At 33.5% G+C, this 24,247-nt stretch carries 24 protein-coding genes and 1 pseudogene; 14 read left to right on the forward strand and 11 right to left on the reverse strand.

The features are described 5' to 3' along the window. Window positions 1-137 precede the first annotated feature (137 nt). From ACE3PD_RS01825 to ACE3PD_RS01835, 3 genes and pseudogenes are all read left to right on the forward strand, one after another. Window positions 138-755 (forward strand): porin family protein, encoded by a 618-nt coding sequence (locus ACE3PD_RS01825; protein ID WP_374398978.1) that lies wholly within the window; start codon window positions 138-140, stop codon window positions 753-755. 104 nt (window positions 756-859) lie between these two features. Continuing rightward, window positions 860-1,525: a hypothetical protein gene (locus ACE3PD_RS01830; protein ID WP_374398980.1), complete on the forward strand. Its 666-nt coding sequence runs from the start codon at window positions 860-862 to the stop codon at window positions 1,523-1,525. Between the two features lie 110 nt (window positions 1,526-1,635). Next, window positions 1,636-1,809 (forward strand): annotated as a pseudogene (locus ACE3PD_RS01835) (DUF2459 domain-containing protein); the annotation flags it as partial. 11 nt (window positions 1,810-1,820) lie between these two features. Here the strand turns inward: ACE3PD_RS01835 and ACE3PD_RS01840 are convergent. Continuing rightward, on the reverse strand, window positions 1,821-3,005 hold the full coding sequence (locus ACE3PD_RS01840) for an ATP-binding protein (protein ID WP_374398982.1): 1,185 nt from the start codon (window positions 3,003-3,005) through the stop codon (window positions 1,821-1,823). Between the two features lie 129 nt (window positions 3,006-3,134). Between ACE3PD_RS01840 and ACE3PD_RS01845 the strand changes: the two genes are divergently transcribed. The 5 genes from ACE3PD_RS01845 (at window position 3,135) to ACE3PD_RS01865 (ending at window position 11,335) form a co-directional block, all read left to right on the forward strand. Beyond that, window positions 3,135-4,991, forward strand: coding sequence for a DNA topoisomerase IV subunit B (locus ACE3PD_RS01845; protein ID WP_374398984.1), 1,857 nt, complete (start codon window positions 3,135-3,137; stop codon window positions 4,989-4,991). A gap of 40 nt (window positions 4,992-5,031) precedes the next feature. Then, window positions 5,032-6,168, forward strand: a complete 1,137-nt coding sequence (locus ACE3PD_RS01850) for a YhcG family protein (RefSeq protein WP_374398986.1) — start codon at window positions 5,032-5,034, stop codon at window positions 6,166-6,168. Window position 6,169: 1 nt separating this feature from the next. Beyond that, window positions 6,170-6,790, forward strand: coding sequence for a hypothetical protein (locus tag ACE3PD_RS01855; protein ID WP_374398988.1), 621 nt, complete (start codon window positions 6,170-6,172; stop codon window positions 6,788-6,790). A gap of 56 nt (window positions 6,791-6,846) precedes the next feature. After that, a complete protein-coding gene (locus ACE3PD_RS01860) occupies window positions 6,847-9,555 on the forward strand; it encodes a DNA gyrase/topoisomerase IV subunit A (protein ID WP_374398990.1) in 2,709 nt (902 codons plus the stop codon). 106 nt (window positions 9,556-9,661) lie between these two features. Then, on the forward strand, window positions 9,662-11,335 hold the full coding sequence (locus tag ACE3PD_RS01865) for a formate--tetrahydrofolate ligase (RefSeq protein WP_374398992.1): 1,674 nt from the start codon (window positions 9,662-9,664) through the stop codon (window positions 11,333-11,335). 155 nt (window positions 11,336-11,490) lie between these two features. Here ACE3PD_RS01865 and ACE3PD_RS01870 read toward each other — a convergent pair whose 3' ends face one another. The 8 genes from ACE3PD_RS01870 to ACE3PD_RS01905 form a co-directional block, all read right to left on the reverse strand. Continuing rightward, window positions 11,491-12,264, reverse strand: a complete 774-nt coding sequence (locus tag ACE3PD_RS01870; protein WP_250582622.1) for a TerC family protein — start codon at window positions 12,262-12,264, stop codon at window positions 11,491-11,493. A 34-nt stretch (window positions 12,265-12,298) separates the two neighbouring features. Then, window positions 12,299-12,670, reverse strand: a complete 372-nt coding sequence (locus tag ACE3PD_RS01875) for a DNA topoisomerase IV (protein WP_374398995.1) — start codon at window positions 12,668-12,670, stop codon at window positions 12,299-12,301. A gap of 1 nt (window position 12,671) precedes the next feature. Next, complete coding sequence (locus ACE3PD_RS01880; RefSeq protein ID WP_374398997.1) at window positions 12,672-12,911, reverse strand: DUF6095 family protein; 240 nt, start codon at window positions 12,909-12,911, stop codon at window positions 12,672-12,674. After that, on the reverse strand, window positions 12,911-13,375 hold the full coding sequence (locus tag ACE3PD_RS01885; RefSeq protein ID WP_374398999.1) for a hypothetical protein: 465 nt from the start codon (window positions 13,373-13,375) through the stop codon (window positions 12,911-12,913). Before ACE3PD_RS01885 ends, ACE3PD_RS01880 begins: the two co-directional genes overlap by 1 nt. 8 nt (window positions 13,376-13,383) lie before the next feature. Further along, the gene (gene murQ / locus ACE3PD_RS01890; RefSeq protein ID WP_374399001.1) at window positions 13,384-14,202 is read right to left on the reverse strand and encodes an N-acetylmuramic acid 6-phosphate etherase; all 819 of its coding nucleotides are present in this window, start codon (window positions 14,200-14,202) and stop codon (window positions 13,384-13,386) included. Between the two features lie 4 nt (window positions 14,203-14,206). Further along, the gene (locus tag ACE3PD_RS01895; RefSeq protein ID WP_374399003.1) at window positions 14,207-14,587 is read right to left on the reverse strand and encodes a PH domain-containing protein; all 381 of its coding nucleotides are present in this window, start codon (window positions 14,585-14,587) and stop codon (window positions 14,207-14,209) included. 65 nt (window positions 14,588-14,652) lie between these two features. Next, complete coding sequence (locus ACE3PD_RS01900; RefSeq protein ID WP_374399005.1) at window positions 14,653-15,387, reverse strand: ZIP family metal transporter; 735 nt, start codon at window positions 15,385-15,387, stop codon at window positions 14,653-14,655. Beyond that, window positions 15,387-16,151 carry a cyclopropane-fatty-acyl-phospholipid synthase family protein gene (locus ACE3PD_RS01905; RefSeq protein WP_374399007.1) on the reverse strand — a complete coding sequence of 255 codons (765 nt, stop codon included), beginning with the start codon at window positions 16,149-16,151 and terminating at the stop codon, window positions 15,387-15,389. Before ACE3PD_RS01905 ends, ACE3PD_RS01900 begins: the two co-directional genes overlap by 1 nt. 110 nt (window positions 16,152-16,261) lie before the next feature. Between ACE3PD_RS01905 and ACE3PD_RS01910 the strand changes: the two genes are divergently transcribed. Together ACE3PD_RS01910 and ACE3PD_RS01915 are read left to right on the forward strand one after the other, a co-directional pair. Next, window positions 16,262-17,422 carry a class I SAM-dependent RNA methyltransferase gene (locus ACE3PD_RS01910; protein ID WP_374399009.1) on the forward strand — a complete coding sequence of 387 codons (1,161 nt, stop codon included), beginning with the start codon at window positions 16,262-16,264 and terminating at the stop codon, window positions 17,420-17,422. A 62-nt stretch (window positions 17,423-17,484) separates the two neighbouring features. Next, entirely contained in the window at window positions 17,485-17,718 is a 234-nt protein-coding gene (locus ACE3PD_RS01915) for a hypothetical protein (RefSeq protein ID WP_374399011.1), read from the forward strand. Window positions 17,719-17,868: 150 nt separating this feature from the next. Here ACE3PD_RS01915 and ACE3PD_RS01920 read toward each other — a convergent pair whose 3' ends face one another. Both ACE3PD_RS01920 and ACE3PD_RS01925 read right to left on the reverse strand, forming a co-directional pair. After that, complete coding sequence (locus ACE3PD_RS01920; RefSeq protein WP_374399013.1) at window positions 17,869-18,822, reverse strand: transketolase family protein; 954 nt, start codon at window positions 18,820-18,822, stop codon at window positions 17,869-17,871. 72 nt (window positions 18,823-18,894) lie between these two features. Next, window positions 18,895-19,740 carry a transketolase gene (locus ACE3PD_RS01925; RefSeq protein WP_374399015.1) on the reverse strand — a complete coding sequence of 282 codons (846 nt, stop codon included), beginning with the start codon at window positions 19,738-19,740 and terminating at the stop codon, window positions 18,895-18,897. Window positions 19,741-19,909: 169 nt separating this feature from the next. On the opposite strand from ACE3PD_RS01925, the gene tgt reads away from it, so the two are divergent. The 4 genes from tgt to ACE3PD_RS01945 all read left to right on the forward strand — a co-directional run bounded on the left by tgt (window position 19,910) and on the right by ACE3PD_RS01945 (window position 24,121). Next, window positions 19,910-21,040, forward strand: coding sequence for a tRNA guanosine(34) transglycosylase Tgt (tgt, locus tag ACE3PD_RS01930; protein WP_026726141.1), 1,131 nt, complete (start codon window positions 19,910-19,912; stop codon window positions 21,038-21,040). A 93-nt stretch (window positions 21,041-21,133) separates the two neighbouring features. Continuing rightward, window positions 21,134-22,222 carry an LptF/LptG family permease gene (locus ACE3PD_RS01935; protein ID WP_374399018.1) on the forward strand — a complete coding sequence of 363 codons (1,089 nt, stop codon included), beginning with the start codon at window positions 21,134-21,136 and terminating at the stop codon, window positions 22,220-22,222. Then, window positions 22,209-23,096: a DMT family transporter gene (locus ACE3PD_RS01940; RefSeq protein WP_374399020.1), complete on the forward strand. Its 888-nt coding sequence runs from the start codon at window positions 22,209-22,211 to the stop codon at window positions 23,094-23,096. Before ACE3PD_RS01935 ends, ACE3PD_RS01940 begins: the two co-directional genes overlap by 14 nt. 71 nt (window positions 23,097-23,167) lie before the next feature. Further along, window positions 23,168-24,121 carry an acetyl-CoA carboxylase carboxyltransferase subunit alpha gene (locus ACE3PD_RS01945; RefSeq protein WP_374399022.1) on the forward strand — a complete coding sequence of 318 codons (954 nt, stop codon included), beginning with the start codon at window positions 23,168-23,170 and terminating at the stop codon, window positions 24,119-24,121. Window positions 24,122-24,247: the final 126 nt, after the last annotated feature.

Raw genomic sequence — 24,247 nt, forward strand, 5'->3', positions numbered from 1 at the left:
AATGATAATATTTGCCCAAGTATAGGTTTATTTGTATTTTTGGAACGCCTGAAGAGTGACATGTTTGAAAATTTTTGAAAGTTTTTTCAAAATAAATCATTCTCAGGCACTTTTAAAAATTAAACTTTCGGACGGTAGTGTTTCCACTATTATTGGTAGCTCAAGATAAAATTAAATTTGGAGTAAATGGTGGTTTGAATTATGCTAGTCTTAGAGGAAATGATTTGGCTGAAGATTTAGACCCGGGTATTTCTTATTTAGTGGGAGTTTCGGCTGAATATTTCTTTAAAGAAAACTTGTCAATTTCAGCTAATTTAAACTATGAAAATAAAACAGCTAAAGATAATGGAAATGTTTATCTAATTGATGAATATGGATTTCCTACAATGATTAAAAGTGATTCTAAATCTATTTACAACTATTTAGTATTGCCCGTTTATGTAAATTATTATTTTGGTAAAAAAGACGATTTCTATGTTAATGGAGGTATGTTTTTAGGTTATCTATTAAATTCTAAACTCACTTCGAAAAATTCTGAAAATGACACTGATACAACAGATATGAATAAGAAAATTGATGCAGGATTGGTTTTTGGATTTGGAAAGGTATTTCGACTAAATGATAAAAATGAGTTAAAATTAGAGATTAGAGAAAATTTGGGTTTGGTAAATACAAGCGATGTTGATGTATATAATGATGGAACAATAAAAACAAATTCACTTAATTTAATTTTAAATTGGAATTTCAATTTATAGATAACATTCAGAACCGAGCTAAAGAAAATTAACAAAACCGTTGAAGCAATTCAGCGGTTTTTTTGTGGCACAACATTTGTATTGGAAAATCAAAACAAACTAACATGAAAAAATATCTTATTATAGCCGCATTTGCTTTGGCTATGGTTTCCTGTAAAGATCATGGATTGAACAATAGTTTTATTTATTTTTCTGAAGCCCAACCCACAAATGTGGATGAGATAACAGCATTTCCGAAGAAGTTTGTTCGAACGTATACATTGGATTATTCACATCGTTTAGTTGTGGAACCAAAATGTGCTTATATTAAAGAAATTGAAACCATCACGGCTTTAAAGTCAGAATTAGATTCGATTCCTGAATTTGAATTGCGTAACAATCAAGTTTACGATAAATCCGAAAATAAACAGTATAAAACGTTTATAAAAGGCGATACAATTGCATTTGAAATTGAGCGTTTGGATACTATTTTTTCTTTTGCAGAAAATGAAATCGCCAAACAATATAAATCGTCATTGATTTTGAATAAGGAAATAGATGGAAAATACCAAACCAGTATTTTAAGATTATCAACTGTTGGAGCAAAACACATTCAACTTGGAACTAAAAAAGATTTTACCAAATTAAATTCCGAACTTAAAATTCCATTCTTAACCGAAATGAAGGAAAACGACACACTTCACGTTGTTTTAACACCATCACGTGCCAATTTTAGAAAATTACTTCGTTTGGATGGATTTGAATATGCAACTTTATATTTGATGAAATAAATAATTTTTAAAAAAATACATTGACACGAATTACACGAATTGCCACAAATTAATTGGTGTAAATTGGTGTAATTCGTGTTCTAAAAATGTAAACCAATTTAATATTTAAAATTGATACAGAAGCTGTTTACGGAAAAAACGATGCATTCTATGAAGCTAAAGGAAGTTATTCTTTGTTTTATACATGTAATTCCTGAGCCAATCAAGCCTTGAAAGCAGCCAATCAAAAAGCAGCCTTGCATACGTTAACTGATACAGGGATTTTTAGGCATTATGAAAAGTAATAAAATACGCTCTATTTTTCAACAAGAGTAAATGTAGTTCCTTTCCCAACTTCAGAGGCTATATTAATGTCAAAGTCAATTTTATCGGTAAGATTTTTCACAATAGATAAGCCTAAGCCTGTACCATAATTTCCATAACGATCTTTTTGCGATAAAGTGATGTTGTTTTCAAAAATAGCATTAAAGTTTTTCGAGTCAATTCCGATTCCATTATCAGTAATACTTATAGTCGATTTGTGATTAATGATATTACTGGTAATTTTAATTATCGGTTTTGGAGTTGTATTGTACTTTATTCCGTTAGAAATTATATTTATTAAAATTTGTGAAAGTGCCGTTTTATCTGAAATAATTTCTAAGTTTTTGTCAAATTCTGAAATAATTTCTGCTTCATTGTTAGTATTAACGATTTGAGAAATTTCTGAAACTAAATCAGCTAATCGAAATGGCGTTTTATTGGCGTTTAAAGTATCCGATGTGTAATAACTCAATAGTTTATTTACATAATCTTTTAGTTGTTGCGAAGAGGTAACGACTAAATTTAAGTATTCAGAAATAATAGTTTCTTCTTTAACATCTTCTTCGTTTATAAGCGATATTAACGAAATGATATTATTAATAGGTGTTTGCAAATCATGCGAAATGGTATTCGAAAACTTCTTAAGTTGTTGGTGTTTTATAGAAAGTTCTTCAAAGTTTTTTTGTAACTCAATATTTTTCAATCGCAATTTAAATAATTCTTCAACTTGCTTTCCTAGTATTTTTAGAGCTTTAATTTGATCTTTGTCTAATGTTTTACTTTCAAAATCAATTACACACAAAGTTCCTAATGGTATTTTATTTTCGTTGTATAACTTAACACTAGCATAAAAACCGTCTTTTTCTAAGCCATTTAATTTTCCTATTTCACTAAATTCTTCATCTTGCATCAGATTTGGAACAACTATAACGTCTTGATTTTTAGATAAACTTAACGCGCAAAACGACATGTTTTTTGGATTTTCATTATGTTCAAATCCAATTTTCGACTTAAACCACTGTCTGTTTTCATCCACTAAAGTTATGGTAGAAATTGGTGTATTACATACTTTTGAGGCTAAAAAAGTAATATTGTCATATTCTAATTCTGGTTCAGAATCAAACAAGGAATATTTATCAACTACATCAAGGCGTTGTTGTTCAGTAAATTTAGTCATAATTTTTTTGCGTAAATTTGGGATTCAAATATAAGGCATTTACGTAAAATATTGTCAATAAGTTCTAAAAAAATTACTTTTTATTTTATGGTAATAATGGTATATTAGCGCAAAATCCTAAATACAGTTATGCAAGAGCAACAAGATCAATACAACGAAGACAACATACGTTCGCTCGATTGGAAAGAGCACATTCGTATGCGTCCGGGTATGTATATCGGAAAATTAGGTGACGGTTCATCGCCTGATGATGGTATTTACATTCTGTTAAAGGAAGTTATGGACAACTGTATCGATGAATTTGTCATGGGTGCCGGAAAAACCATTGAAGTCACTATCAAAGATAAATTGGTAACCGTTCGCGATTACGGTCGAGGTATTCCGTTAGGAAAAGTAGTCGATGTAGTTTCCAAAATGAACACAGGAGGAAAATACGATTCTAAAGCCTTCAAGAAATCCGTAGGTTTAAATGGTGTCGGAACAAAAGCTGTAAATGCTCTTTCGAATTACTTCCGAGTAGAATCGGTTCGTGATAACCAACAAAAAGCAGCGGAGTTTTCTGCAGGAAATCTTACGCTTGAAGAAGATGTTCAAGAAACAACAAAACGTAAAGGAACCAAAGTTTCTTTCGTGGCTGATGATACGATTTTCAAAAATTACAAATACCGAAACGAGTACATCATCAAAATGCTCAAAAATTATTGTTATTTAAATCGCGGATTAACGATTTATTACAATGGTGAAAAATATGTTTCGGAATACGGATTAAAAGATTTATTGGAAGAAAATATTTCGGCTGAAGATATGGTATATCCTATCATTCACTTGGAAGGAGATGATATAGAAGTTGCTATTACGCACAGTAAATCCCAATATTCAGAAGAATACCATTCGTTCGTAAACGGACAAAATACCACACAAGGAGGAACCCATTTAGGTGCTTTCCGTGAAGCGATTGTAAAAACTATCAAAGAGTTTTATAACAAACCTTTTGAAGCTTCGGACATTCGTAAATCGATTGTTTCAGCTGTTTCGGTTAAAGTGGAAGAACCCGTATTCGAATCGCAAACAAAAACTAAATTAGGTTCTACTGATATCGGTCCAAATGGTCCAACGGTTCGTACGTTCGTAAATGATTTTATCAAAACGAATTTAGATAACTTCTTACATAAAAATCCAGAAGTAGCTGATGCGCTATTGCGTAAAATTTTACAAGCCGAGCGCGAACGTAAAGAGCTTTCAGGTATACGAAAATTAGCCAAAGAACGTGCTAAAAAAGCCAGTTTACACAATAAAAAATTACGCGATTGTCGCGTCCATTTAACCGATGCTAAAAATCCAAGAAGTTTAGAAAGTACGCTTTTTATTACCGAGGGAGATTCGGCTTCAGGTTCGATAACCAAAAGTCGCGATGTGAATACGCAAGCGGTTTTTAGTTTACGTGGAAAGCCATTGAATTCGTATGGAATGACGAAAAAAATCGTGTACGAAAACGAAGAATTCAACTTATTGCAAGCCGCATTAGACATTGAAGAATCGATGGAAGATTTGCGTTATAACAACATCGTAATCGCCACCGATGCCGATGTGGATGGTATGCACATTCGCTTGTTGTTGATTACGTTTTTCTTGCAGTTTTTCCCAGAGTTAATAAAAGACGGCCATTTGTATATTCTACAAACGCCATTATTCCGTGTGCGAAATAAAAAGGAAACGATTTATTGTTACAGCGAAGAAGAACGCGTTAATGCCATCGAAAAGCTAAAACCAAAACCAGAAATCACCCGATTCAAAGGATTAGGAGAAATTTCACCAGACGAGTTTAAGCATTTCATTGGGCAAGACATTCGTTTAGATCCCGTCATGTTAGATAAAGCCACCACGATTGAAACTTTGTTAGAGTTCTATATGGGTAAAAACACCCCAGACCGACAAGAGTTTATCATTAACAATTTGAAAGTGGAGTTGGATGTAGTGGAGAAGTAGTGGTAGCAGAAAGTTTTATAATCTAAGAAAAAGTAAACATTTGTCAAAAGAAGTTCAAAATACCAATTTATTCCAACAAGTTGCTGTTTTATTAAAAAATGCACAGCAGCAAGTCTTACGTACCGTAAATTCAACAATGGTTTTTACCTATTTTGAAATAGGGAGAATGATTGTTGAAGAAGAACAAAACGGAAAAGAACGAGCAGATTACGGTAAACAAGTTTTAAAAGGACTTTCGGAGCAATTGACTAAGGAATTTGGAAAAGGATTTTCTCTGAGTAATTTGGAACAAATTCGAAAATTTTATATGATTTATTCAAAATCCGCCACACTGAATCGGATTTTTGAATTTCAAAAAGCACAATCACAGATTACGGAATCTGAATCTCTAATTCCACAGACACTGTCTACGGAATTAGATTCTAAAATATCACAGACACCGTCTACGGAATTACAAAACTCAAAAACGCAGACACTGATTTCGTTTTTCAGATTAACTTGGTCACACTATTCATTTCTAATGCGAATCGAAGATGAAAATGAGCGAAGTTTTTATGAAATTGAGACAGAAAAGAATAATTGGAGTGTTAGAGAGCTAAAACGTCAATATGATTCCGCTTTATATGCACGATTGGCTTTGAGTAGAGACAAAGAAGGAATTTTGAAATTAGCCAAAGAAGGTCAAATCATCGAAAAACCAAAAGATATCATCAAAGATCCATATATTTTGGAATTTTTAGGTTTGCCCGAAATGCATCAGTACTCAGAATCTGATTTAGAAGAACAAATCATTAATAAATTAGAACATTTTTTATTAGAATTAGGTCACGGATTTGCTTTTGTAGCTAGACAACAACGAATTTCATTCGATGAAAAACATTTCAGAGTAGATTTGGTATTTTATAATCGTGTTTTGAGAAGTTTCGTGCTAATCGATTTAAAAATTGGCGATTTAAAACATCAAGATTTAGGTCAAATGCAAATGTATGTGAATTATTACGACCGAGAAATGCGATTAGAAGGTGAAAACAAAACTATTGGAATTGTACTTTGTCAAAACAAAAGCGATTTATTGGTAGAATATACTTTGCCCGAAGATAACGAACAAATTTTCGCCAGTAAATACAAAACCATTTTACCAAGTAAGGAAGATTTTAAACGAGTGATTGAAGGATAAGATGAAGTATATTAAATTCATATTGTTGTTTTTATTTTTTGTTTCATGTCAGGAATCAAAAAATAAAGATAATATTAAAAAAAATGAATCAAAAAAAGTTACTAAAGAATATGATTTTTCTGATTCAATGAAATTCAAGTATGAAGATATCACTTCAGTTGAAGTTTATTCTTTTTTGAATAAAGCAATGGTTGAAATGTATAAAAATTATAGAAAGGATATTAATTTTAATTCAGATGTTCAAATATCAAATGATTTTATAAAAGAGAATATAAAGTTAAATAACAAACAAAAATTAGAATTATTTAATTTGATAACAAAAGATTCTTGTAAATCGGAACAAAATCCTTCGGAGTGTTACAATCCAAGGCATGCTATTTTTTTTAAAGACAACGAAAATAAAGTTTTAGGTTCTATCGAAATTTGTTTTGATTGTGATGAATTCAATCATTCTGAAAGTTTAGGAAATGCAAAATGCTATTGCTATGATGACATGAGAATGTTTTTATATAATGTGGGAATTAGATATTTTATAAATGATGACCATAGAGGAAATAAAACAGAAGAAGAATATTCTGAAATCGAACGAATTTATAGAACGCTACCAAAATTAAAAGAATAAATTTTAAACATTGTGAAACTTAGTGTGAACTTTGAGTAACATAGTGCTAAAAAATCATGAAAGACGAAGAAGAAAACATTATCCCAGAAGACGACAATTTAGAGCATCAAGACCAGTCTCAAAAAGAGGAAGGTTTTGAAGATATTCATTTGTCAACGGGACATCATTTTTACGAAAACAACGAAAATCCAGAAGATACCATTACGAAAGTTACAGGAATGTACAAAGATTGGTTCTTGGATTACGCTTCCTATGTAATTTTAGAGCGTGCTGTTCCTGCGATTGAAGACGGTTTCAAACCGGTACAACGTCGTATCATGCATTCCATGAAGGAGTTGGATGATGGTCGTTACAACAAAGTAGCGAATATCATTGGTCACACTATGCAGTATCACCCACACGGAGATGCGAGTATTGGTGACGCTATGGTAAACATCGGACAAAAAGATTTGTTGATTGATTGCCAAGGAAACTGGGGGAATATTTTAACCGGTGACGGAGCCGCAGCACCTCGTTATATAGAAGCTCGAATTTCTAAATTTGGTCACGATGTTTTGTTTTCTCCAAAAGTTACGCAATGGCAATTGAGTTACGATGGTCGTAAAAACGAACCTGTTCATTTACCAGTAAAATTCCCGTTGTTGTTAGCGCAAGGCGGAGAAGGAATTGCGGTAGGTTTATCAACCAAGATTTTACCGCACAATTTCAATGAATTGATTGATGCGTCGATTAAAATTTTAAAAGGAAAACCTTTCACACTTTTTCCAGATTTCCCAACAGCCGGAATTGCTGATGTTTCCAATTATAATGATGGAATGCGAGGTTCTCGTGTGCGCGTGAGAGCCAAAATTGCACCTTTGGATAAAAATACTTTGGTGATAACCCAAATTCCGTTTTCAACTGATACTACAAAATTGATTGATAGTATCTTGAAAGCCAACGAAAAAGGGAAAATCAAAATCAAGAAAATTGAAGATAACACTGCTGCTGAGGTTGAAATCGTAATTCATTTACAACCGGGAACTTCACCAGACAAAATGATTGATGCGTTGTATGCATTCACCGATTGTGAATTGTCTATAGCGCCATTAGGTTGTGTGATTGAAAATTGTAACAAGCCTTTGTTTATTGGTGTTTCTGATATTTTGAAGATTTCTACCAATCGTACATTGAATATTTTAAAACGAGAGTTAGAAATTCAATTGGACGAACTCGAAGCGAAGTGGCATTTTGCGAATTTAGAGAAGATTTTCATTCGTGAAGAAATGTATATTGATTTCAAATTGTATTCGGATAGAGAGTCGCTTTACAAATACATGTATGACCGATTTGAGCCTTTCAAAAAGATTCTAATCCGCGAAATTGAAGACGACGATTTGCAACGTTTGACGCAAATTCCAATGATTCGTATTACACGATTTGACTCGGATAAAGCAGATGATGCAATTGCGAAATTGGAAGCCGAAATCGAGCAAGTGAAATACCATTTGGATCATTTGATTGATTATGCTGTGGATTACTTCACCAATTTAAAAGACAAATACGGAAAAGGAAGAGAACGCTTGACTGAATTACGTAATTTCGACAACATTCAAGCTACGAAAGTAGTATTGCGTAACCAAAAATTCTATGTGAATAGAGAAGAAGGTTTCGTAGGAATGGGCTTGAAAAAAGACGAATATGTTGGCGAATGTTCCGATATTGATGATATTATCGTTTTCTTACGTGATGGAAAAATGATGGTCACCAAAATTGATGATAAGAAGTTCATCGGAAAAGATATCATTCATGTTGCGGTTTTTGATAAAAACGACAAGCGTACCATTTATAATATGATGTATCGCGATGGTAAAAACGGTTCGACTTTCATCAAGAGATTCAATGTTTCTGGAGTAACACGTGATAAATTCTATGATTTAACACAAGAAAAACCAGGTTCAATGGTGTCATATTTCTCTGCTAATCCAAACGGAGAAGCAGAAGTAGTTACGATTTTATTACGCCAAGTAGGAAGCGTGAAAAAACTGAAATGGGATGTCGATTTTTCCGATATTGCCATCAAAGGAAGAGCTTCTCGTGGCAATACGGTGACCAAATATCCAATCAAAAAAATCGAATTAAAAGAGAAGGGGATTTCGACTTTACGTCCGAGAAAAGTTTGGTTTGATGACACAGTACAACGTTTAAATGTCGATGGAAGAGGCGAGTTGTTAGGCGAATTCCGTCCAAATGATCGTTTGTTGATTGTGAATCAATCTGGAAAACTAAAAACCATTATTCCAGAATTGACAACGCATTTCGATGAAGATATGATCGTATTGGAAAAATGGAATCCAAACAAACCAATTTCGTGTATTTATTTCGATGGAGAAAAAGAACGTTACTTTGTAAAACGTTTCTTAGTTGAAAACGAAAACAAAGAGGAAATCTTCATTACGGAACACGAAAAATCACAATTAGAAATCGTTTCTACCGATTGGCGTCCAGTTGCTGAGGTAATTTATGCTAAAGTAAAAGGTGTTCAAAAAGAAAATCAAATCGTTGATTTAGAACAATTTATTGCGGTGAAAGGAATTAAAGCGTTAGGAAATCAGTTAACTACAGATAAAATCAAACAGATTAATCTGTTGGATCCGCTTCCGTATGAAGAGATAATTGAAGAACCTGAAGTTACTAACAATGAAACTTCGGATGATGGAAACGATATTCAAGATTTCAACATAGAATTAGACGACGACGGACAAATTACGTTGTCTTTAGAATAAGATTCTGACCTGCAAGGTTTTTACTTTGCAGGTTTTTTTATTGATTTTTATCATTTTTCATACCAAATAAAACCCTTAATTTCGCCCTAAATTAAAACACAACAACATGTCAACATTTCCATCAGACATTGAAATTGCGCAAAATGCAACCATGTCTCATATTAAAGATATTGCCAAAAAAATCAACATTTCAGAAGATGATTTAGAATTTTACGGCAAGTACAAAGCCAAATTACCGCTACACTTACAAAAAGAAAACCCAAAAGGAAAACTGATTTTAGTTTCTGCCATGTCACCAACGAAATATGGTGAAGGTAAAACAACCATGTCAATCGGTTTAACGGATGGTTTGAATTACATCGGTAAAAAAGCAATTGCGGTTTTACGTGAGCCTTCGCTTGGACCTGTTTTTGGTTTAAAAGGCGGTGCTGCTGGTGGTGGTTATGTGCAAGTGTTGCCAATGGAAGACATCAATTTGCATTTTACAGGCGATTTTTCAGCGATTGAAAAAGCGAATAATTTACTTTCGGCGGTGATTGATAATAATTTACAAAACACAAAATATTCTTTAAATCTCGACCCAAAATCGATTGCTTGGAAACGAGTTATGGATATGAACGACCGTTCGTTACGTCAAATTATTATTGGAGTAGGAGCGAAAGCGAATGGAACCATGCGTGAAGACGGATTCAATATTACGCCAGCTTCAGAAGTCATGGCGATTTTATGCTTGGCGAAAGATTTAGAAGATTTGAAATTCCGTTTAGGAAATATATACGTTGGAAAAACGTTAGATGGAAAAGCTATTTTCGCTCGCGATTTGAATGTAGTTGGAGCCATGGCAACTTTATTGAAAGATGCGATTAAGCCTAATTTAGTGCAAACGATTGACGGAAATCCAGCTATTTTGCACGGTGGACCATTTGCTAGTATTGCACAAGGAACGAATACGGCAATTGCAACCAAAATGGGCTTATCGTTAGGTGATTACGTAGTAACAGAAGCAGGTTTTGGTGCCGATTTAGGTGCTGAAAAATTCCTTCATATCAAATGTGAACAAAGTGGTTTGAAACCCGATGCTGTGGTTTTAGTAGCAACAATTCGTGCCATCAAACATCATGCTGGATTAGCTGCTGAAGATTTTAAAACGGAAAACGTAAGCGCGATTGAAAAAGGCTTCTGCAATTTGGAAAAACACATTGAAAACATGCAACAATTTGGATTGAATCCTGTGGTTTGTATCAATGCTTTCCCAGATGATACACAAGCGGAATATGATAAATTGAAAGAACTGTGTGCTACAAAAGGTGTAAGCGCTATCGTGAGTACAGCTTTTGCTCAAGGAGGAAAAGGTTCGGCTGAAGTGGCGCAAAAAGTAATAGAAGAAATCGAAAAAGGAACAGCAAATTATAAACCTTTGTACCAACCTTCCGATTCTATTGAACATAAAATCAACGTAGTTGCTAAAAATATTTATGGTGCGAATTCGGTAGAGTTTTCTCCAAAATCGAAATCACAATTGAAAATGATTAATGATTTAGGATTTGGTCATTTTTCTATTTGTATGGCGAAAACACCAGCAAGTTTTTCAGATAATGAAAAGTTAATCGGTCGCCCTTCTAATTTTGATATTACGGTTCGTGAGTTTGAAATTTCTTCAGGCGCTGGATTTGTGGTACCGCTTTTAGGTGATGTGATGAGAATGTCTGGTTTACCAGCAGTTCCAAATGCAGAACGAATTGATATTGATAACGAAGGTAGAATTACAGGATTGTCTTAGTATTTTGATACAAGTAAACATTACAATTCCTATCTAACCCTGATAGGAATGAAAATAAAAAATGGTCACTGAGGTTCTCGAAGTGACCATTTTTTATTGTAATGTATAGCAGGAATAAGATTTCCAGGTAAATCCCGAACCATTCGTTCCTAATTTTAATTCGCTTTTTTGCGCATTTTCATGTTTAAAAATTCTACTCCTAATGAGAAGGCAATAGCAAAATATAAATATCCTTTTGGAACAGCGCCCACATGTTGTCCTACTAATTCGGCATGCGATAAGTGCATACTTTCGGTAATTAACATAAATCCGATAAGGATTAAGAAGGCTAAACCTAAAATTTGAATCGATGGATTGGCATTTACAAAATTTCCAACAGGAACGGCAAATAACATCATAACTCCAACCGAAATTACTACTGCGGTGATCATAATCGTTAAAGCGCCTTCGACACCGTTAGTCATTCCCACAGCGGTTAAGATACTGTCTACAGAGAAAATTAAATCGATAAGTAGAATTTGACCAATTACGCTTCCGAATGATTTTGCGGCAGAGGTTTTTAATTCTTTTTCTTCTTCACCTTTGTGGTCTACTTTTTCGTGGATTTCTTTGGTACTTTTATAAATCAAGAACAATCCTCCAAGCAATAAAATTAAGGCTTGACCTGTAATTTCAGCTTTGAACCAACCAAAATCGAAACCAAACCAAGGTTCTTTCATGGCAATTAATAAGGTAATTCCGAAAAGTAAAGCAATACGCATGAACATGGCTAATCCTAAACCTAATCGAGTAGCTCTTTTTCGATCTGCTTCGGGTAATTTTCCTGTTACGATTGAGATAAAGATAATGTTGTCAATACCTAAAATAATCTCTAAAAAAGTTAGGGTTAAAAGTGCTATCCAGGCATCTGGATTTAAAAATACTTCCATTTTATTTTATGTTTTTAAAGCTTGTTATACGTGACTAATTTGTTTTTGTTACAGTACCGCGTTGTTTTTTTGAATCGCCCACAAACGAATATTCAAAAGTATAAGTATTGTCTTTGGTAGTCAAGATTTTCATTTGAACTGCTTTTTTCTCTTCGCGGTTTTTGGGATTGATGTTTTGAATCACATATTCGCAATCGTTTGTCCAACGTACCTTGAAAGTATCTATTTTTCCTTCGTAGGTTTCAATTTGAATCGAATCGTTGCGTTCAAAAGTACTTGTATATTTTTTACCTTCAATTTCGGTTTCTGAAATGAATTTACCAGTTTTAAAATCGGTGCAATTGCGTTCTTGATTGTAACAAGAAACTAGAAGTAATGCCGAAAATAGAATAAGAATGAATTTCATATTATGTATTTGTGTTTTTATCTCCATCAAACATACTTTTTACTACAGTATTTATTCCTTTATAGATTAGAAACATAGCTGCTAAAGCTATCATAATTCCTAATGTTAAAACGTAAGGAAACAAAGGATGTTTTTCGTTTGTGAAAGCACTATTAATAATTATTGGACCAAGGAATAATAAAGGCAAAGCACCTGATAAATATTTAATGCCTTTTGCTAATATGTTTTTATCTGTTGCCATTAGAAATTAATTCGAAGTCCAACTCCGTTAGCATTATTTACTAGATTCAATTCGAAATTATCTCCTAAAGTTTTCTTTTGCTCTTGTAATCCTGAATTATAAATATCAACACTTTCTTGAACCATTTTCTTTCTTCCCGATAAAATTGGAATCGAAATTGCCATTAATCCTACACCAGCATAGGAAATAACAGTTGGATATTTCTCATTTGATACTAAACCTTTTACTAAATCTGCTGCAGTTCCACCAATTCCTAAACCAAGTAAAAAACCACCAAGCGATTCTTTCGTTTTGGCTTTTTTAAATAAATGCAACGCTTTTAAATCGGTTTTCATTAAAGTTTTAGTTTCAAAAGAAGATAATTGTTCTCCGTCTTGATAAATTTTTCCGTTTGTGTATTCTAATTTTTGTGCAAACGATATTGAAAATCCTAATATTGCTGCGATTAAAAAGAATGGTTTCATGATATATTTTATTTGTTGTTATTATAAAAATCTACTGCATTTCTAACACTTCCGTGTGTTTGTAATAATTGATTGGCTTCTTCATAACTTACTGGAATTTCATCCATAATCATTCTCGTACCTCTATCAATTAATTTGGTATTGCTTAACTGCATGTCGACCATTTTGTTGCCTTTTACTTTTCCAAGTTGAATCATAGTTGCAGTAGAAATCATATTTAAAACCAATTTTTGAGCCGTTCCAGCTTTCATGCGAGAACTGCCTGTTACGAATTCTGGTCCAACTACAACATCTATCGGAAATTTGGCGGTTTTAGATAACGGACTTTCTGCATTGCAACTGATACTTCCGGTGCTGATGTTATTTTGATTGCATATTTCCAAACCACCAATCACATAAGGCGTAGTTCCCGAAGCGGCAATTCCAACCACAACATCGTTTTCATTGATGTTCCATTGTTGTAAGTCTTTCCAAGCTTGTTCACGGTCGTCTTCAGCAAATTCTACTGCTTTTCTAATCGCCGTATCGCCACCTGCGATAATTCCAATTACCAAATCAAATGGAACACCAAAAGTTGGTGGACATTCTGAAGCATCTACAATGCCTAAACGCCCAGAAGTTCCTGCTCCAATGTAAAACAAACGACCACCTTGTTTCATTTTCGAAACGATTTCAGTCACTAATTTTTCAATTTGTGGCAATGCTTTTTCAACAGCTAACGGAACAGTTTTGTCTTCGTTGTTGATATTCGTCAACAAATCCGTCACCGACATTTTCTCTAAATGTTCGTATTTGGAAGCTTGTTCAGTGGTTTTGGTAAAGTTCATGCGATTATTTTAAAACGTGATGCGCCAATACATTCTGCACATCGTAAACATTGACAGATTTATTAAATTGTTTCACCACGCTTGGATGCGCTTCACTAGAAACCCAGATTTTTAACTCGGCTTCTAAGTCAAACGTTCCTGCCGTTTCTACGCTAAAACGTGAAATACTTTTGTAAGTAATGGATTTATATTCGATTTTGCTACCGGTAATTCCTTGTTTTTCAATTAGAATTAATCGCTTGTTGGTGAAAATAAAGGTATCGCGAATTAGTTTGAAACCTAATTCAATTTCTTCACCTGTAATTAAAAGTTTGCCATAATCTTTTACTAAAGTTTCTTGATTTACAGTACCTGCATTGCCAAGTAGCGCAGAAAATAATCCCATATTAATTGTATTAAATGTTCTTCAAATTTAAGTAAAAAGTACTTATATGTTATGTTGATTTACGATTAATGCGAATGTCCCATTTCAATTATATAGGCCAAGACAAAACCAAAGACAATCATGGTGATTTTAGCCAAATTGAATTTATGTCCTTCGTTACTTTCAAAAATAATAGTAGACGAAATGTGAAATAAAATTCCCACTACAACCGCCGAAATTTCTTTTGAGTAATGTTGTGCAAAATGCATTTGTTCCGCTAAAAACGTTCCCATCGGAGTCATTAAAGCGAAGGTAAACATAAAAGCAAAAATCATCATTTTGTTCATCTTCGCATTGACGAAAAATAAAGTCAAAATGATAGCAATAGGGAAGTGGTGAACTGCAATTCCGTATGCTAAATTGTTGTTTTCGTGAATTGGAAAACCTTCTAACAAAGCGTGAATGCACAAACTAATAAACAACAACCACGGAATGTGATGTAGTTCGTTATGCTCGTCGGTATGCACGTGAACGTGACCATGTTCGGCTCCTTTTGAGAAAAATTCTAGTAAGATTTGGAACAAAATTCCAATCATAATAAAAACACCAACAGGTAAAGTGGCATGTGCTTCTTCTCCTTCGTGACTATGATTATGTCCTTCACTAAATAATTCGGGAAGTAAGTGCAAAACGGTTAGTGATAATAAAAATGCGCCACTGAATGCCAACAACAATTTGATGTTTTTTTTCTTTTGTGGTTTTAAAACTAATGCGAATAAAAAACCAATAATTACGGCTGAAAAGGTGATGATATATTGCATTATTTAAAAATCATAATTAAACGTTCCGATTGTGTTTTAAAGAATTTTCGCAATTTATAATCGCCAAAAATATCCAAAAGATAAATGCCGGCTTCTTCCATCATTTTCTCAAAATCTTCTAAGCGAAGGGCTTGTACTTTTTCGGTGAAATGAAACTTTTCGCCTTTATCTTCAAAATCAATTTCTTTGTAAATGTGTCCGTCTTTCAAGTAACGTTTGATGTGAAAATCAATTCCGTCTACCGATTTTATTTCATCGGCAACTAAATTTTCCAACACATAATCCACATTCATAAAATCGATAACCGCAAAACCAGTTTCGGTTAAACTGTTGTGAATGGCTTTGATGGTTTTGTAATTGTCGGCATCGTCTTCAAAATACCCAAAACTTGTGAATAAATTGAAAATCGCATCATACTTTTCGTTACACGTTTCACGCATATCGTGTACTTTAAAATGCAGTTTTTCATTAGCAAACTCAGACGCTTCTTTAATGCTGTTTTCAGATAAATCAGCACCCGTAACATCAAAACCTAAGGAATTCAAATAAATCGCATGACGCCCTTTTCCACAAGCTAAATCTAAGATTTTCGCTTCTTCAGGAAGATTTAAATAATGCGTTAAATTGTCCATTAACAATTGCGCTTCTTCGTCGTTGCGTTCTTTGTATAAAATGTGATAATATTTAGTATCAAACCAAGATTCGAACCAATTTGAAGTAGCTTGGTTCTGGATGGATTGAGATTTATTGTTGTTGTCTGACATTAATTCTGATTTCGTTTCATTCAAGTAGCAAATTTAATGTATTTTTGCACAAGAATACTCTAATTATTACGATTGCAATTGATTTTTGTAATTGAACTTGAATTTGAATAATGGAAAATTTTAAAATGACTGCCAAAACCTTTTTTGGTTTTGAAGAAATATTAGCTAAAGAATTACAAATTCTTGGTGCACAACATGTGGAAATCGGTACACGTGTGGTGAGTTTTAAAGGCGATAAAGGATTTATGTACAAGGCTAATTTGGCACTTCGTACGGCTTTAAAAATCTTAAAACCAATTAAAACTTTTAAAGCGCATAACGACAAAGCGTTGTATGAAGGTATCAGAGCGATTGATTGGTCGGCTTACTTAACAGAACACAATACGTTTTTAGTAGAAACCACCTTGCATTCTGAAAACTTCAATCACAGTCAGTTTGTGGCTTTGAAAACTAAAGATGCGATTGTGGATCAGTTTCGTGAATTAAAAGGCAAGCGTCCAAGTATTGACAAAGATTTTCCAGATTTACAAATACATGTACATATTGATAGAGATACTGTAACGGTTTCTTTAGATACTTCGGGAGCTTCGTTGCACCATAGAGGATACAGAAGTGCTACCAACATTGCGCCTATCAACGAAGTTTTAGCCGCTGGAATGTTGATTTTAGCAGGTTGGGAAGGAAAAAGTCATTTCTTAGATCCAATGTGTGGTTCTGGAACTATTTTAGCGGAAGCAGCGATGATTGCTTGTAATATTCCAGCGAATATCAACCGTAAAGAATTTGCTTTTGAGAAATGGAACGATTGGGATGCCGAATTGTTCGACAACATTTTAGAATCGTTATTAAAGAAAACACGTGAGTTTCATTACACGATTAAAGGTTATGACAAAGCGCCAAGTGCTGTGTCTAAAGCCAAAGATAATGTTAGAAATGCTAATCTAGATGAATATATTACGATTACCAATGAAAACTTCTTCGATTCTAAAAAAGAAACCGAAGGTCCGTTGCACATGGTATTTAATCCGCCTTATGGAGAACGTTTGGATATTGATATGGAGCGTTTTTACAGAGAAATTGGTGATACGTTAAAACAAAATTATCCCAATACAAATGCTTGGTTCATCACTGCTAATTTAGAAGCATTGAAATTCGTAGGACTAAAACCCAGTAGAAAAATTAAACTTTTCAATGGTAAGTTAGAGGCTCGCTTGGTGAAATACGAAATGTACGAAGGAAGTAAGAAAGGGAAATATTTAAGTGAAAAGTAAAAAGGGAAAAGTTATTTTTACAATTCAATAGTTCAATAATTTATCAATTAAATAATAATAAAATGAGCAAAAAAGTAAAAGCATTTTTATATAACTTCTTAGGTTTCGTCGTGATTTATTTACCAACGCTTTATTTAGTAGATATCTTCACCCATTTAGATGGATTATGGATTCCGATGACCGCTTTCATGGTAGCATTATTATTAGCTCCAAAATTCCAAGCGATTAAAACCCATAATGGTGAAAAAATCTACATGAAGTGGCTTTTTATTAAAGGTGTGAAAGAAATAGAATAAAAAAATCCCGAGTTGCTCGGGATTTTTTTGTTCACGAACGTTACGTTCACGTTAGCAGAGGACTTTCAAATATATAAAAAACATTTACAAATTCCACCAACAAAAAAAATCCCCAATTGCTTGAGGATTTCTATATGAATTAAAAGAATATTACTTTCTTTTGATAACTTTTTCTACCGCTTCCACAATCGCTTGATTGTTTAATTTGTATTTTTCCATTAATTGGTCTGGTGTTCCACTTTCTCCGAAGCTATCATTCACCGCAACAAATTCTTGTGGTACTAAATGGTTTTGTACTAATGTTCTAGAAACGCTTTCTCCTAAACCACCAATGATGTTATGTTCTTCAGCCGTAACCACACAACCTGTTTTCTTTACCGATTTTAAAATCGCTTCTTCGTCTAATGGTTTAATTGTGTGAATGTTAATTACTTCTGCCGAAATACCTTTTGCTTCTAAAGCTTCTGCAGCTACTAACGCTTCCCAAACTAAATGTCCAGTTGCAATAATCGTAACATCAGTTCCTTCGTTTAACATAATCGCTTTTCCAATTACGAAAGGCTCATCAGCTGGCATAAAGTTAGGCACAACTGGACGACCAAAACGTAAATAAGCAGGACCATGATGATCTGCTAAAGCAATTGTAGCTGCTTTTGTTTGGTTGTAATCACAAGTGTTGATTACGGTCATTCCTGGTAACATTTTCATCAAACCGATATCTTCTAAGATTTGGTGCGTTGCTCCATCTTCTCCTAAAGTTAATCCCGCGTGAGAAGCACAAATCTTAACATTTTTATCTGAATACGCTACCGATTGACGAATTTGGTCATACACTCTTCCTGTAGAAAAGTTTGCGAAAGTTCCCGTGAAAGGAATTTTCCCACCAATCGTTAATCCAGCTGCAATTCCAATCATATTCGCTTCTGCAATTCCGATTTGGAAGAAACGCTCTGGGTGGTTTTTCTTGAAATCATCAAATTTTAATGACCCAATTAAATCCGCACAAAGTGCCACCACGTTTTCATTTTTTTGACCTAATTCTGTCATTCCGGCACCAAAACCTGAACGGGTATCTTTACTGCCTTGGTTGATATATTTTTTCATTTGTTTTTAATTTTAATTGTATTCAACAGAATACTTGTGACTGAACACTTTTAACTGAACACTGAACACTAATTAATAGTCTCCTAAAGTTTCAACATTTTGTTCTAACGCTTTTGCTAATTGCTCATCATTTGGCGCTTTTCCGTGCCAAGCGTGTGTGTGCATCATAAAATCAACACCATTACCCATTTCGGTATGTAATAAAATACAAACCGGTTTTCCTTTACCTGATTTCGATTTTGCATCAGCCAAACCAGCTTTAATAGCGTCAATATTGTTACCTTCTTTGATTTCTAATACAATCCAATCAAATGCTTCAAACTTCGCTTTTACGCTTCCCATTGCCAAAACTTCGTCTGTAGTTCCGTCGATTTGTTTTCCGTTCAAGTCGATTGTTGCAATTAAGTTGTCTACTTTTTTAGCAGAAGCATACATAATCGCTTCCCAGTTTTGTCCTTCTTGTAACTCACCATCACCTAAAAGAGCATAAACTAAATGGTTATCGTTATTCAATTTTTTTGCTTGCGCAGCACCAATTGCAACCGACATTCCTTGTCCTAATGAACCCGATGCCATGCGAACTCCAGGTAAACCTTCGTGAGTTGTTGGGTGACCTTGCAATCTTGAATTTAATTTTCTGAATGTTGCCAATTCAGCTACTGGAAAGTAACCGCTTCTAGCTAAAACACTATAAAAAACTGGAGAAATATGTCCGTTTGATAAGAAGAATAAATCCTCACCAATTCCGTTCATATCAAAACCTTCGTTACGTTTCATAACGTCTTGGTAAAGGGTAACCAAAAACTCAGCGCATCCCAAAGAACCTCCTGGGTGACCTGAATTTACGGCATGAACCATACGAAGAATATCTCTTCGAACTTGTGTTGTAAAATCTTGTAGTTGTTGCGTGTTAGACATTATAAAAAGATATATATGTGTTAATTGGATGCAAAAGTAATTTTATTTTTTTGGTGGTACAAATCATTTTGTTAGAAGTTATTAATAATCAGTGTTAATCATAAATAATTCTAAATTCCAATTTCTAAATTCTAAAATAAATTATCTTTGCCGTTCGTAAAAGCACAATATGAAGTTTGATTTAATTACCAAAGACCCAAAAAGTAAAGCCAGAGCTGGAAAAATAACAACCGATCACGGTGTTATTGAAACACCAATTTTTATGCCCGTAGGAACCGTGGCTTCTGTTAAAGGAGTGCACCAACGTGAGCTAAGAGACGATATTAATCCAGATATTATTTTAGGAAATACCTATCACTTATATTTAAGACCTCAAACCAAAATTTTAGAAGCGGCTGGAGGATTACATAAATTCATGAATTGGGATAGAAATATCTTAACCGATTCGGGTGGATATCAAGTGTATTCGCTTTCTTCAAACAGAAAAATTAAAGAAGAAGGTGTTAAGTTCAAATCGCATATTGATGGTTCGTACCATTTCTTTTCACCGGAAAATGTAATGGAAATTCAACGTACTATTGGTGCTGATATCATCATGGCTTTCGACGAATGTACGCCTTATCCATGCGATTATCGTTATGCAAAGCGTTCGATGCACATGACACATCGTTGGTTAGATAGATGTATCAATCATTTAGAAAAATTACCATTTAAATACGGTTACGAACAAACGTTTTTTCCAATTGTTCAAGGAAGTACGTATAAAGATTTAAGAGAACAATCGGCGGAATATATTGCAAATGCTGGTGCACAAGGAAACGCTATTGGCGGACTTTCAGTAGGAGAACCAGCTGAAGAAATGTATGCAATGACAGAAGTTGTTACCGCTATTCTTCCAGAAGACAAACCAAGATATTTAATGGGTGTGGGAACGCCAATCAATATTTTAGAGAATATTGCGTTAGGAATTGATATGTTTGATTGTGTTATGCCAACGCGTAATGCTAGAAACGGAATGTTATTCACGGCTCACGGAACAATGAACATGAAAAACAAAAAGTGGGCTGAAGATTTTTCGCCAATTGACGAAATGGGACACACTTGGGTTGATACCGAATATTCAAAAGCGTATCTTAGACACTTGTTTGCTGCAGATGAATTTTTGGCTAAACAAATTGCAACCATTCACAACTTAGGTTTTTATATGTGGTTAGTGCGCGAGGCTAGAAGACAAATTATTGCCGGAACGTTTAGAGAATGGAAAGATAAAATGGTGATTCAAATGAGTCAACGATTATAAAATAAGAAGTTAGAATTTAGAAGTTAGAAAATGAAAGTTTAAAAGTAATTTGTTTCTAATTCTGAATTCTAAATTCTAAATTCTAAATTTAGGATGAAAATAATAGATAAATACATTTTAAAACGTTATTTGGTCACTTTTTCGGTGATGTTGATTATGTTTGTTCCCATTGGAATAGTCATTGATGTTTCGGAAAAAGTAAACAAAATGATTGAAAAAAAGGTTCCACTGAAGGATATATTAATCTATTATGGTGATTTTACTGTGTATTTTGCTAATCTATTATTTCCAATATTTTTATTCTTATCGATTATTTGGTTTACCTCAAAATTAGCAAACAATACCGAAATTATTGCTATTTTGAGTTCGGGAATTTCATATTCAAGGTTTTTACGCCCTTTTATGTTTGGAGCAGTTATAGTCTGTATTTTTGCTTTGTTAATGGGTTTTTTCTTAGTACCTGGAGCAAGTAAGGGTTTTTTAGGTTTCAGATATGAACATTTAAAAGGAAATAATAAAACACGGGAAACTTCTGATATTTTTAGACAAATTAAAAAGGATGGAAAAATTGAAGAAAATATCTATGTAAGTAATTACAATTATCTATCAGGAACGGGTTTTAATTTTACATTCGAAAAGTTTCAAGATAATGTTTTAGTTGAAAAAGTTACAGCAACTCGAATTCATTATAAAGAAGAAACTAAAAAATATACTTTACATAATTACAACAAAAGAATTGTAGGTCAAACCGACGATCAGATTCAATCCGTTGATAAAATTGACGTAGCTTATAATTTCGAGCCTGACGATTTAACTCCTGTTATTTATGTAGCAGAAACCATGACAATTGGAGAGTTAAATAAATTTATTAATAAAGAAAGAGCGAGAGGAAACGGAAATATAAATACGTATTTAGTAGTTTTTTATAAGAAATTTAGTTTGCCAATTTCGGCATTTATACTAACGATTATTGCCGTTGCGGTTTCTTCCATGAAGCGAAGAGGAGGAATGGGAATAAACTTAGCGATTGGAATTGTAATTGCTTTTACGTTTATTTTCTTTGATAAGGTTTTCGGAACTTTAGCTGAAAAATCGAGTATTCCTCCGTTTTTAGCGGTGTGGTTTCCAAATATTGTTTTCGGAATTTTAGCAGCTTACTTACTTCGCAATGCAAAACGATAATTTAAAAAGTTACTTACATCTTCACGTAATTGTATTTATTTGGGGATTTACCGCTATTTTAGGGAAACTAATTTCATTAGAAGCGTTAGATTTGGTTTGGTATCGAATGCTTTTTGCTTCCGTAATCATGACCTTTGTGGTACTTTTAAGTAAAGAAAAAGTAAAAGTGCCTTTTAATGTTTTAATTGGATTTATCGTTTCCGGAATTATAATCGCAGCCCATTGGCTCACCTTTTACCAAGCGATTAAAGTTTCGAATATTTCCATAACCTTGGCTTGTTTATCAACTGGTGCTTTTTTTGCTTCTATTTTAGAACCTATTTTTTACAAACGAAAAGTCATTTGGTATGAATTACTTTTTGGCGTTATTGTAGTAGTAGGTTTAGGAATTATTTTTAATGTAGAAACTAAATACAAAACAGGAATTTATTTAGCCGTTTCTTCTGCATTTTTATCGGCTTTATTTTCTGTTATTAATGGAAAATATGCTAAAGAATATGACCCTAATATCATCTCGCTTTACGAATTATCAAGCGGTGTCTTCTTTATTAGTATTTATTTATTCTTTGCTGGAAGTTTTACACCTGCTTTCTTTGCAATTTCAGTCAATGATTTGATTTGGCTGTTCTTGTTATCATCCATTTGTACAGCTTATGCGTTTTCGGCATCGGTAAAAGTGATGAAGTTTTTGAGTCCGTTTACCGTAATGTTAACCATCAATTTAGAACCTATTTACGGAATCATATTAGCGTTGCTAATTTTTAAAGATGGAGAAGAAATGACCCCTTTGTTTTATGTAGGTGCTATCATAATTCTAGCCACTGTTATAGCCAACCGAATTGTAAAAAGTTATAAAAAAGTAACAACTAATTAACGATTAGTTTACTAAAGTTAATTGAAAATTTTATCTTTGTCACAACAAACACAAACCCAAATAAACCGATTATGGAATATTTAGATTTTGAATTACCAATTAAAGAGCTTGAAGACCAATTAGATAAATGTCAGATCATTGGTCAAGAATCAGATGTTGATGTGTCAAACACATGCAAGCAAATTGAGAAGAAATTAGAAGAAACTAAGAAAAAAATATACAAAAATCTTACCGCTTGGCAACGTGTGCAATTATCGCGTCATCCAAATCGTCCTTATACATTAGAGCACATTACTAATATTACGAATGGAACGTTTTTAGAACTTTTTGGCGACAGAAATTTCAAAGATGATAAAGCCATGGTGGGAGGTTTAGGTCAAATCAACGGACAATCTTTCATGATTATTGGACAGCAAAAAGGTATTAATACTAAAATGCGCCAATATAGAAACTTCGGGATGGCAAATCCAGAAGGATATCGTAAAGCATTACGTTTAATGAAAATGGCAGAGAAATTCAATCTTCCTGTTTTAACATTAATCGACACTCCTGGAGCTTATCCAGGTTTAGAAGCGGAAGAAAGAGGGCAAGGAGAAGCTATTGCAAGAAACATTTTCGAAATGGCTCGTTTGAAAACTCCTATTATTTCAATTATTATTGGCGAAGGAGCTTCGGGTGGAGCATTAGGAATTGGAGTAGGAGATAGAGTATATATGTTAGAAAACACTTGGTACTCTGTAATTTCTCCAGAATCGTGTTCGTCAATCTTATGGAGAAGTTGGGAATATAAAGAACAAGCTGCTGAAGCTTTAAAATTAACTTCATTCGATATGAAAAAACAGAAGTTAATCGATGATATTATTCCAGAACCACTAGGCGGAGCTCACTACGACAAAGAAACTACATTTAAATCAGTTGCTGAGTATGTAACAAAAGCTTTTAATGAGTTAAAAGATTTATCAACAAAAGATTTAGTGGCAAAACGAATGGATAAATATAGCAAAATGGGTGAATTCAAAGAGTAATCTCTTATTTCCAATTATAAATAAAAATCCGAAGCCACAAGTTTCGGATTTTTTTTGGCTTATCAACATTTTTTTTAAGTTATTAACAGTTGGGTATTAAGAACTCAACACGTTTTTTTGTAAATT

The organism is Flavobacterium sp. (assembly GCF_041911335.1).
Classification (GTDB): domain Bacteria; phylum Bacteroidota; class Bacteroidia; order Flavobacteriales; family Flavobacteriaceae; genus Flavobacterium.

Bases quoted from the DNA above. Each gene is read 5' to 3' on its own strand.
- ACE3PD_RS01880 (WP_374398997.1), bottom strand. From the start codon at position 12,911: ATGGCAACAGATAAAAACATATTAGCAAAAGGCATTAAATATTTATCA.
- ACE3PD_RS01865 (WP_374398992.1), top strand. From the start codon at position 9,662: ATGTCAACATTTCCATCAGACATTGAAATTGCGCAAAATGCAACCATG.
- ACE3PD_RS01895 (WP_374399003.1), bottom strand. From the start codon at position 14,587: ATGGGATTATTTTCTGCGCTACTTGGCAATGCAGGTACTGTAAATCAA.
- ACE3PD_RS01910 (WP_374399009.1), top strand. From the start codon at position 16,262: ATGGAAAATTTTAAAATGACTGCCAAAACCTTTTTTGGTTTTGAAGAA.
- ACE3PD_RS01925 (WP_374399015.1), bottom strand. From the start codon at position 19,740: ATGTCTAACACGCAACAACTACAAGATTTTACAACACAAGTTCGAAGA.
- ACE3PD_RS01920 (WP_374399013.1), bottom strand. From the start codon at position 18,822: ATGAAAAAATATATCAACCAAGGCAGTAAAGATACCCGTTCAGGTTTT.
- ACE3PD_RS01915 (WP_374399011.1), top strand. From the start codon at position 17,485: ATGAGCAAAAAAGTAAAAGCATTTTTATATAACTTCTTAGGTTTCGTC.
- ACE3PD_RS01885 (WP_374398999.1), bottom strand. From the start codon at position 13,375: ATGAAACCATTCTTTTTAATCGCAGCAATATTAGGATTTTCAATATCG.
- ACE3PD_RS01870 (WP_250582622.1), bottom strand. From the start codon at position 12,264: ATGGAAGTATTTTTAAATCCAGATGCCTGGATAGCACTTTTAACCCTA.
- ACE3PD_RS01855 (WP_374398988.1), top strand. From the start codon at position 6,170: ATGAAGTATATTAAATTCATATTGTTGTTTTTATTTTTTGTTTCATGT.
- ACE3PD_RS01860 (WP_374398990.1), top strand. From the start codon at position 6,847: ATGAAAGACGAAGAAGAAAACATTATCCCAGAAGACGACAATTTAGAG.
- ACE3PD_RS01940 (WP_374399020.1), top strand. From the start codon at position 22,209: ATGCAAAACGATAATTTAAAAAGTTACTTACATCTTCACGTAATTGTA.
- tgt (WP_026726141.1), top strand. From the start codon at position 19,910: ATGAAGTTTGATTTAATTACCAAAGACCCAAAAAGTAAAGCCAGAGCT.
- ACE3PD_RS01900 (WP_374399005.1), bottom strand. From the start codon at position 15,387: ATGCAATATATCATCACCTTTTCAGCCGTAATTATTGGTTTTTTATTC.
- ACE3PD_RS01875 (WP_374398995.1), bottom strand. From the start codon at position 12,670: ATGAAATTCATTCTTATTCTATTTTCGGCATTACTTCTAGTTTCTTGT.
- ACE3PD_RS01945 (WP_374399022.1), top strand. From the start codon at position 23,168: ATGGAATATTTAGATTTTGAATTACCAATTAAAGAGCTTGAAGACCAA.
- ACE3PD_RS01840 (WP_374398982.1), bottom strand. From the start codon at position 3,005: ATGACTAAATTTACTGAACAACAACGCCTTGATGTAGTTGATAAATAT.
- ACE3PD_RS01845 (WP_374398984.1), top strand. From the start codon at position 3,135: ATGCAAGAGCAACAAGATCAATACAACGAAGACAACATACGTTCGCTC.
- ACE3PD_RS01935 (WP_374399018.1), top strand. From the start codon at position 21,134: ATGAAAATAATAGATAAATACATTTTAAAACGTTATTTGGTCACTTTT.
- ACE3PD_RS01905 (WP_374399007.1), bottom strand. From the start codon at position 16,151: ATGTCAGACAACAACAATAAATCTCAATCCATCCAGAACCAAGCTACT.
- murQ (WP_374399001.1), bottom strand. From the start codon at position 14,202: ATGAACTTTACCAAAACCACTGAACAAGCTTCCAAATACGAACATTTA.
- ACE3PD_RS01830 (WP_374398980.1), top strand. From the start codon at position 860: ATGAAAAAATATCTTATTATAGCCGCATTTGCTTTGGCTATGGTTTCC.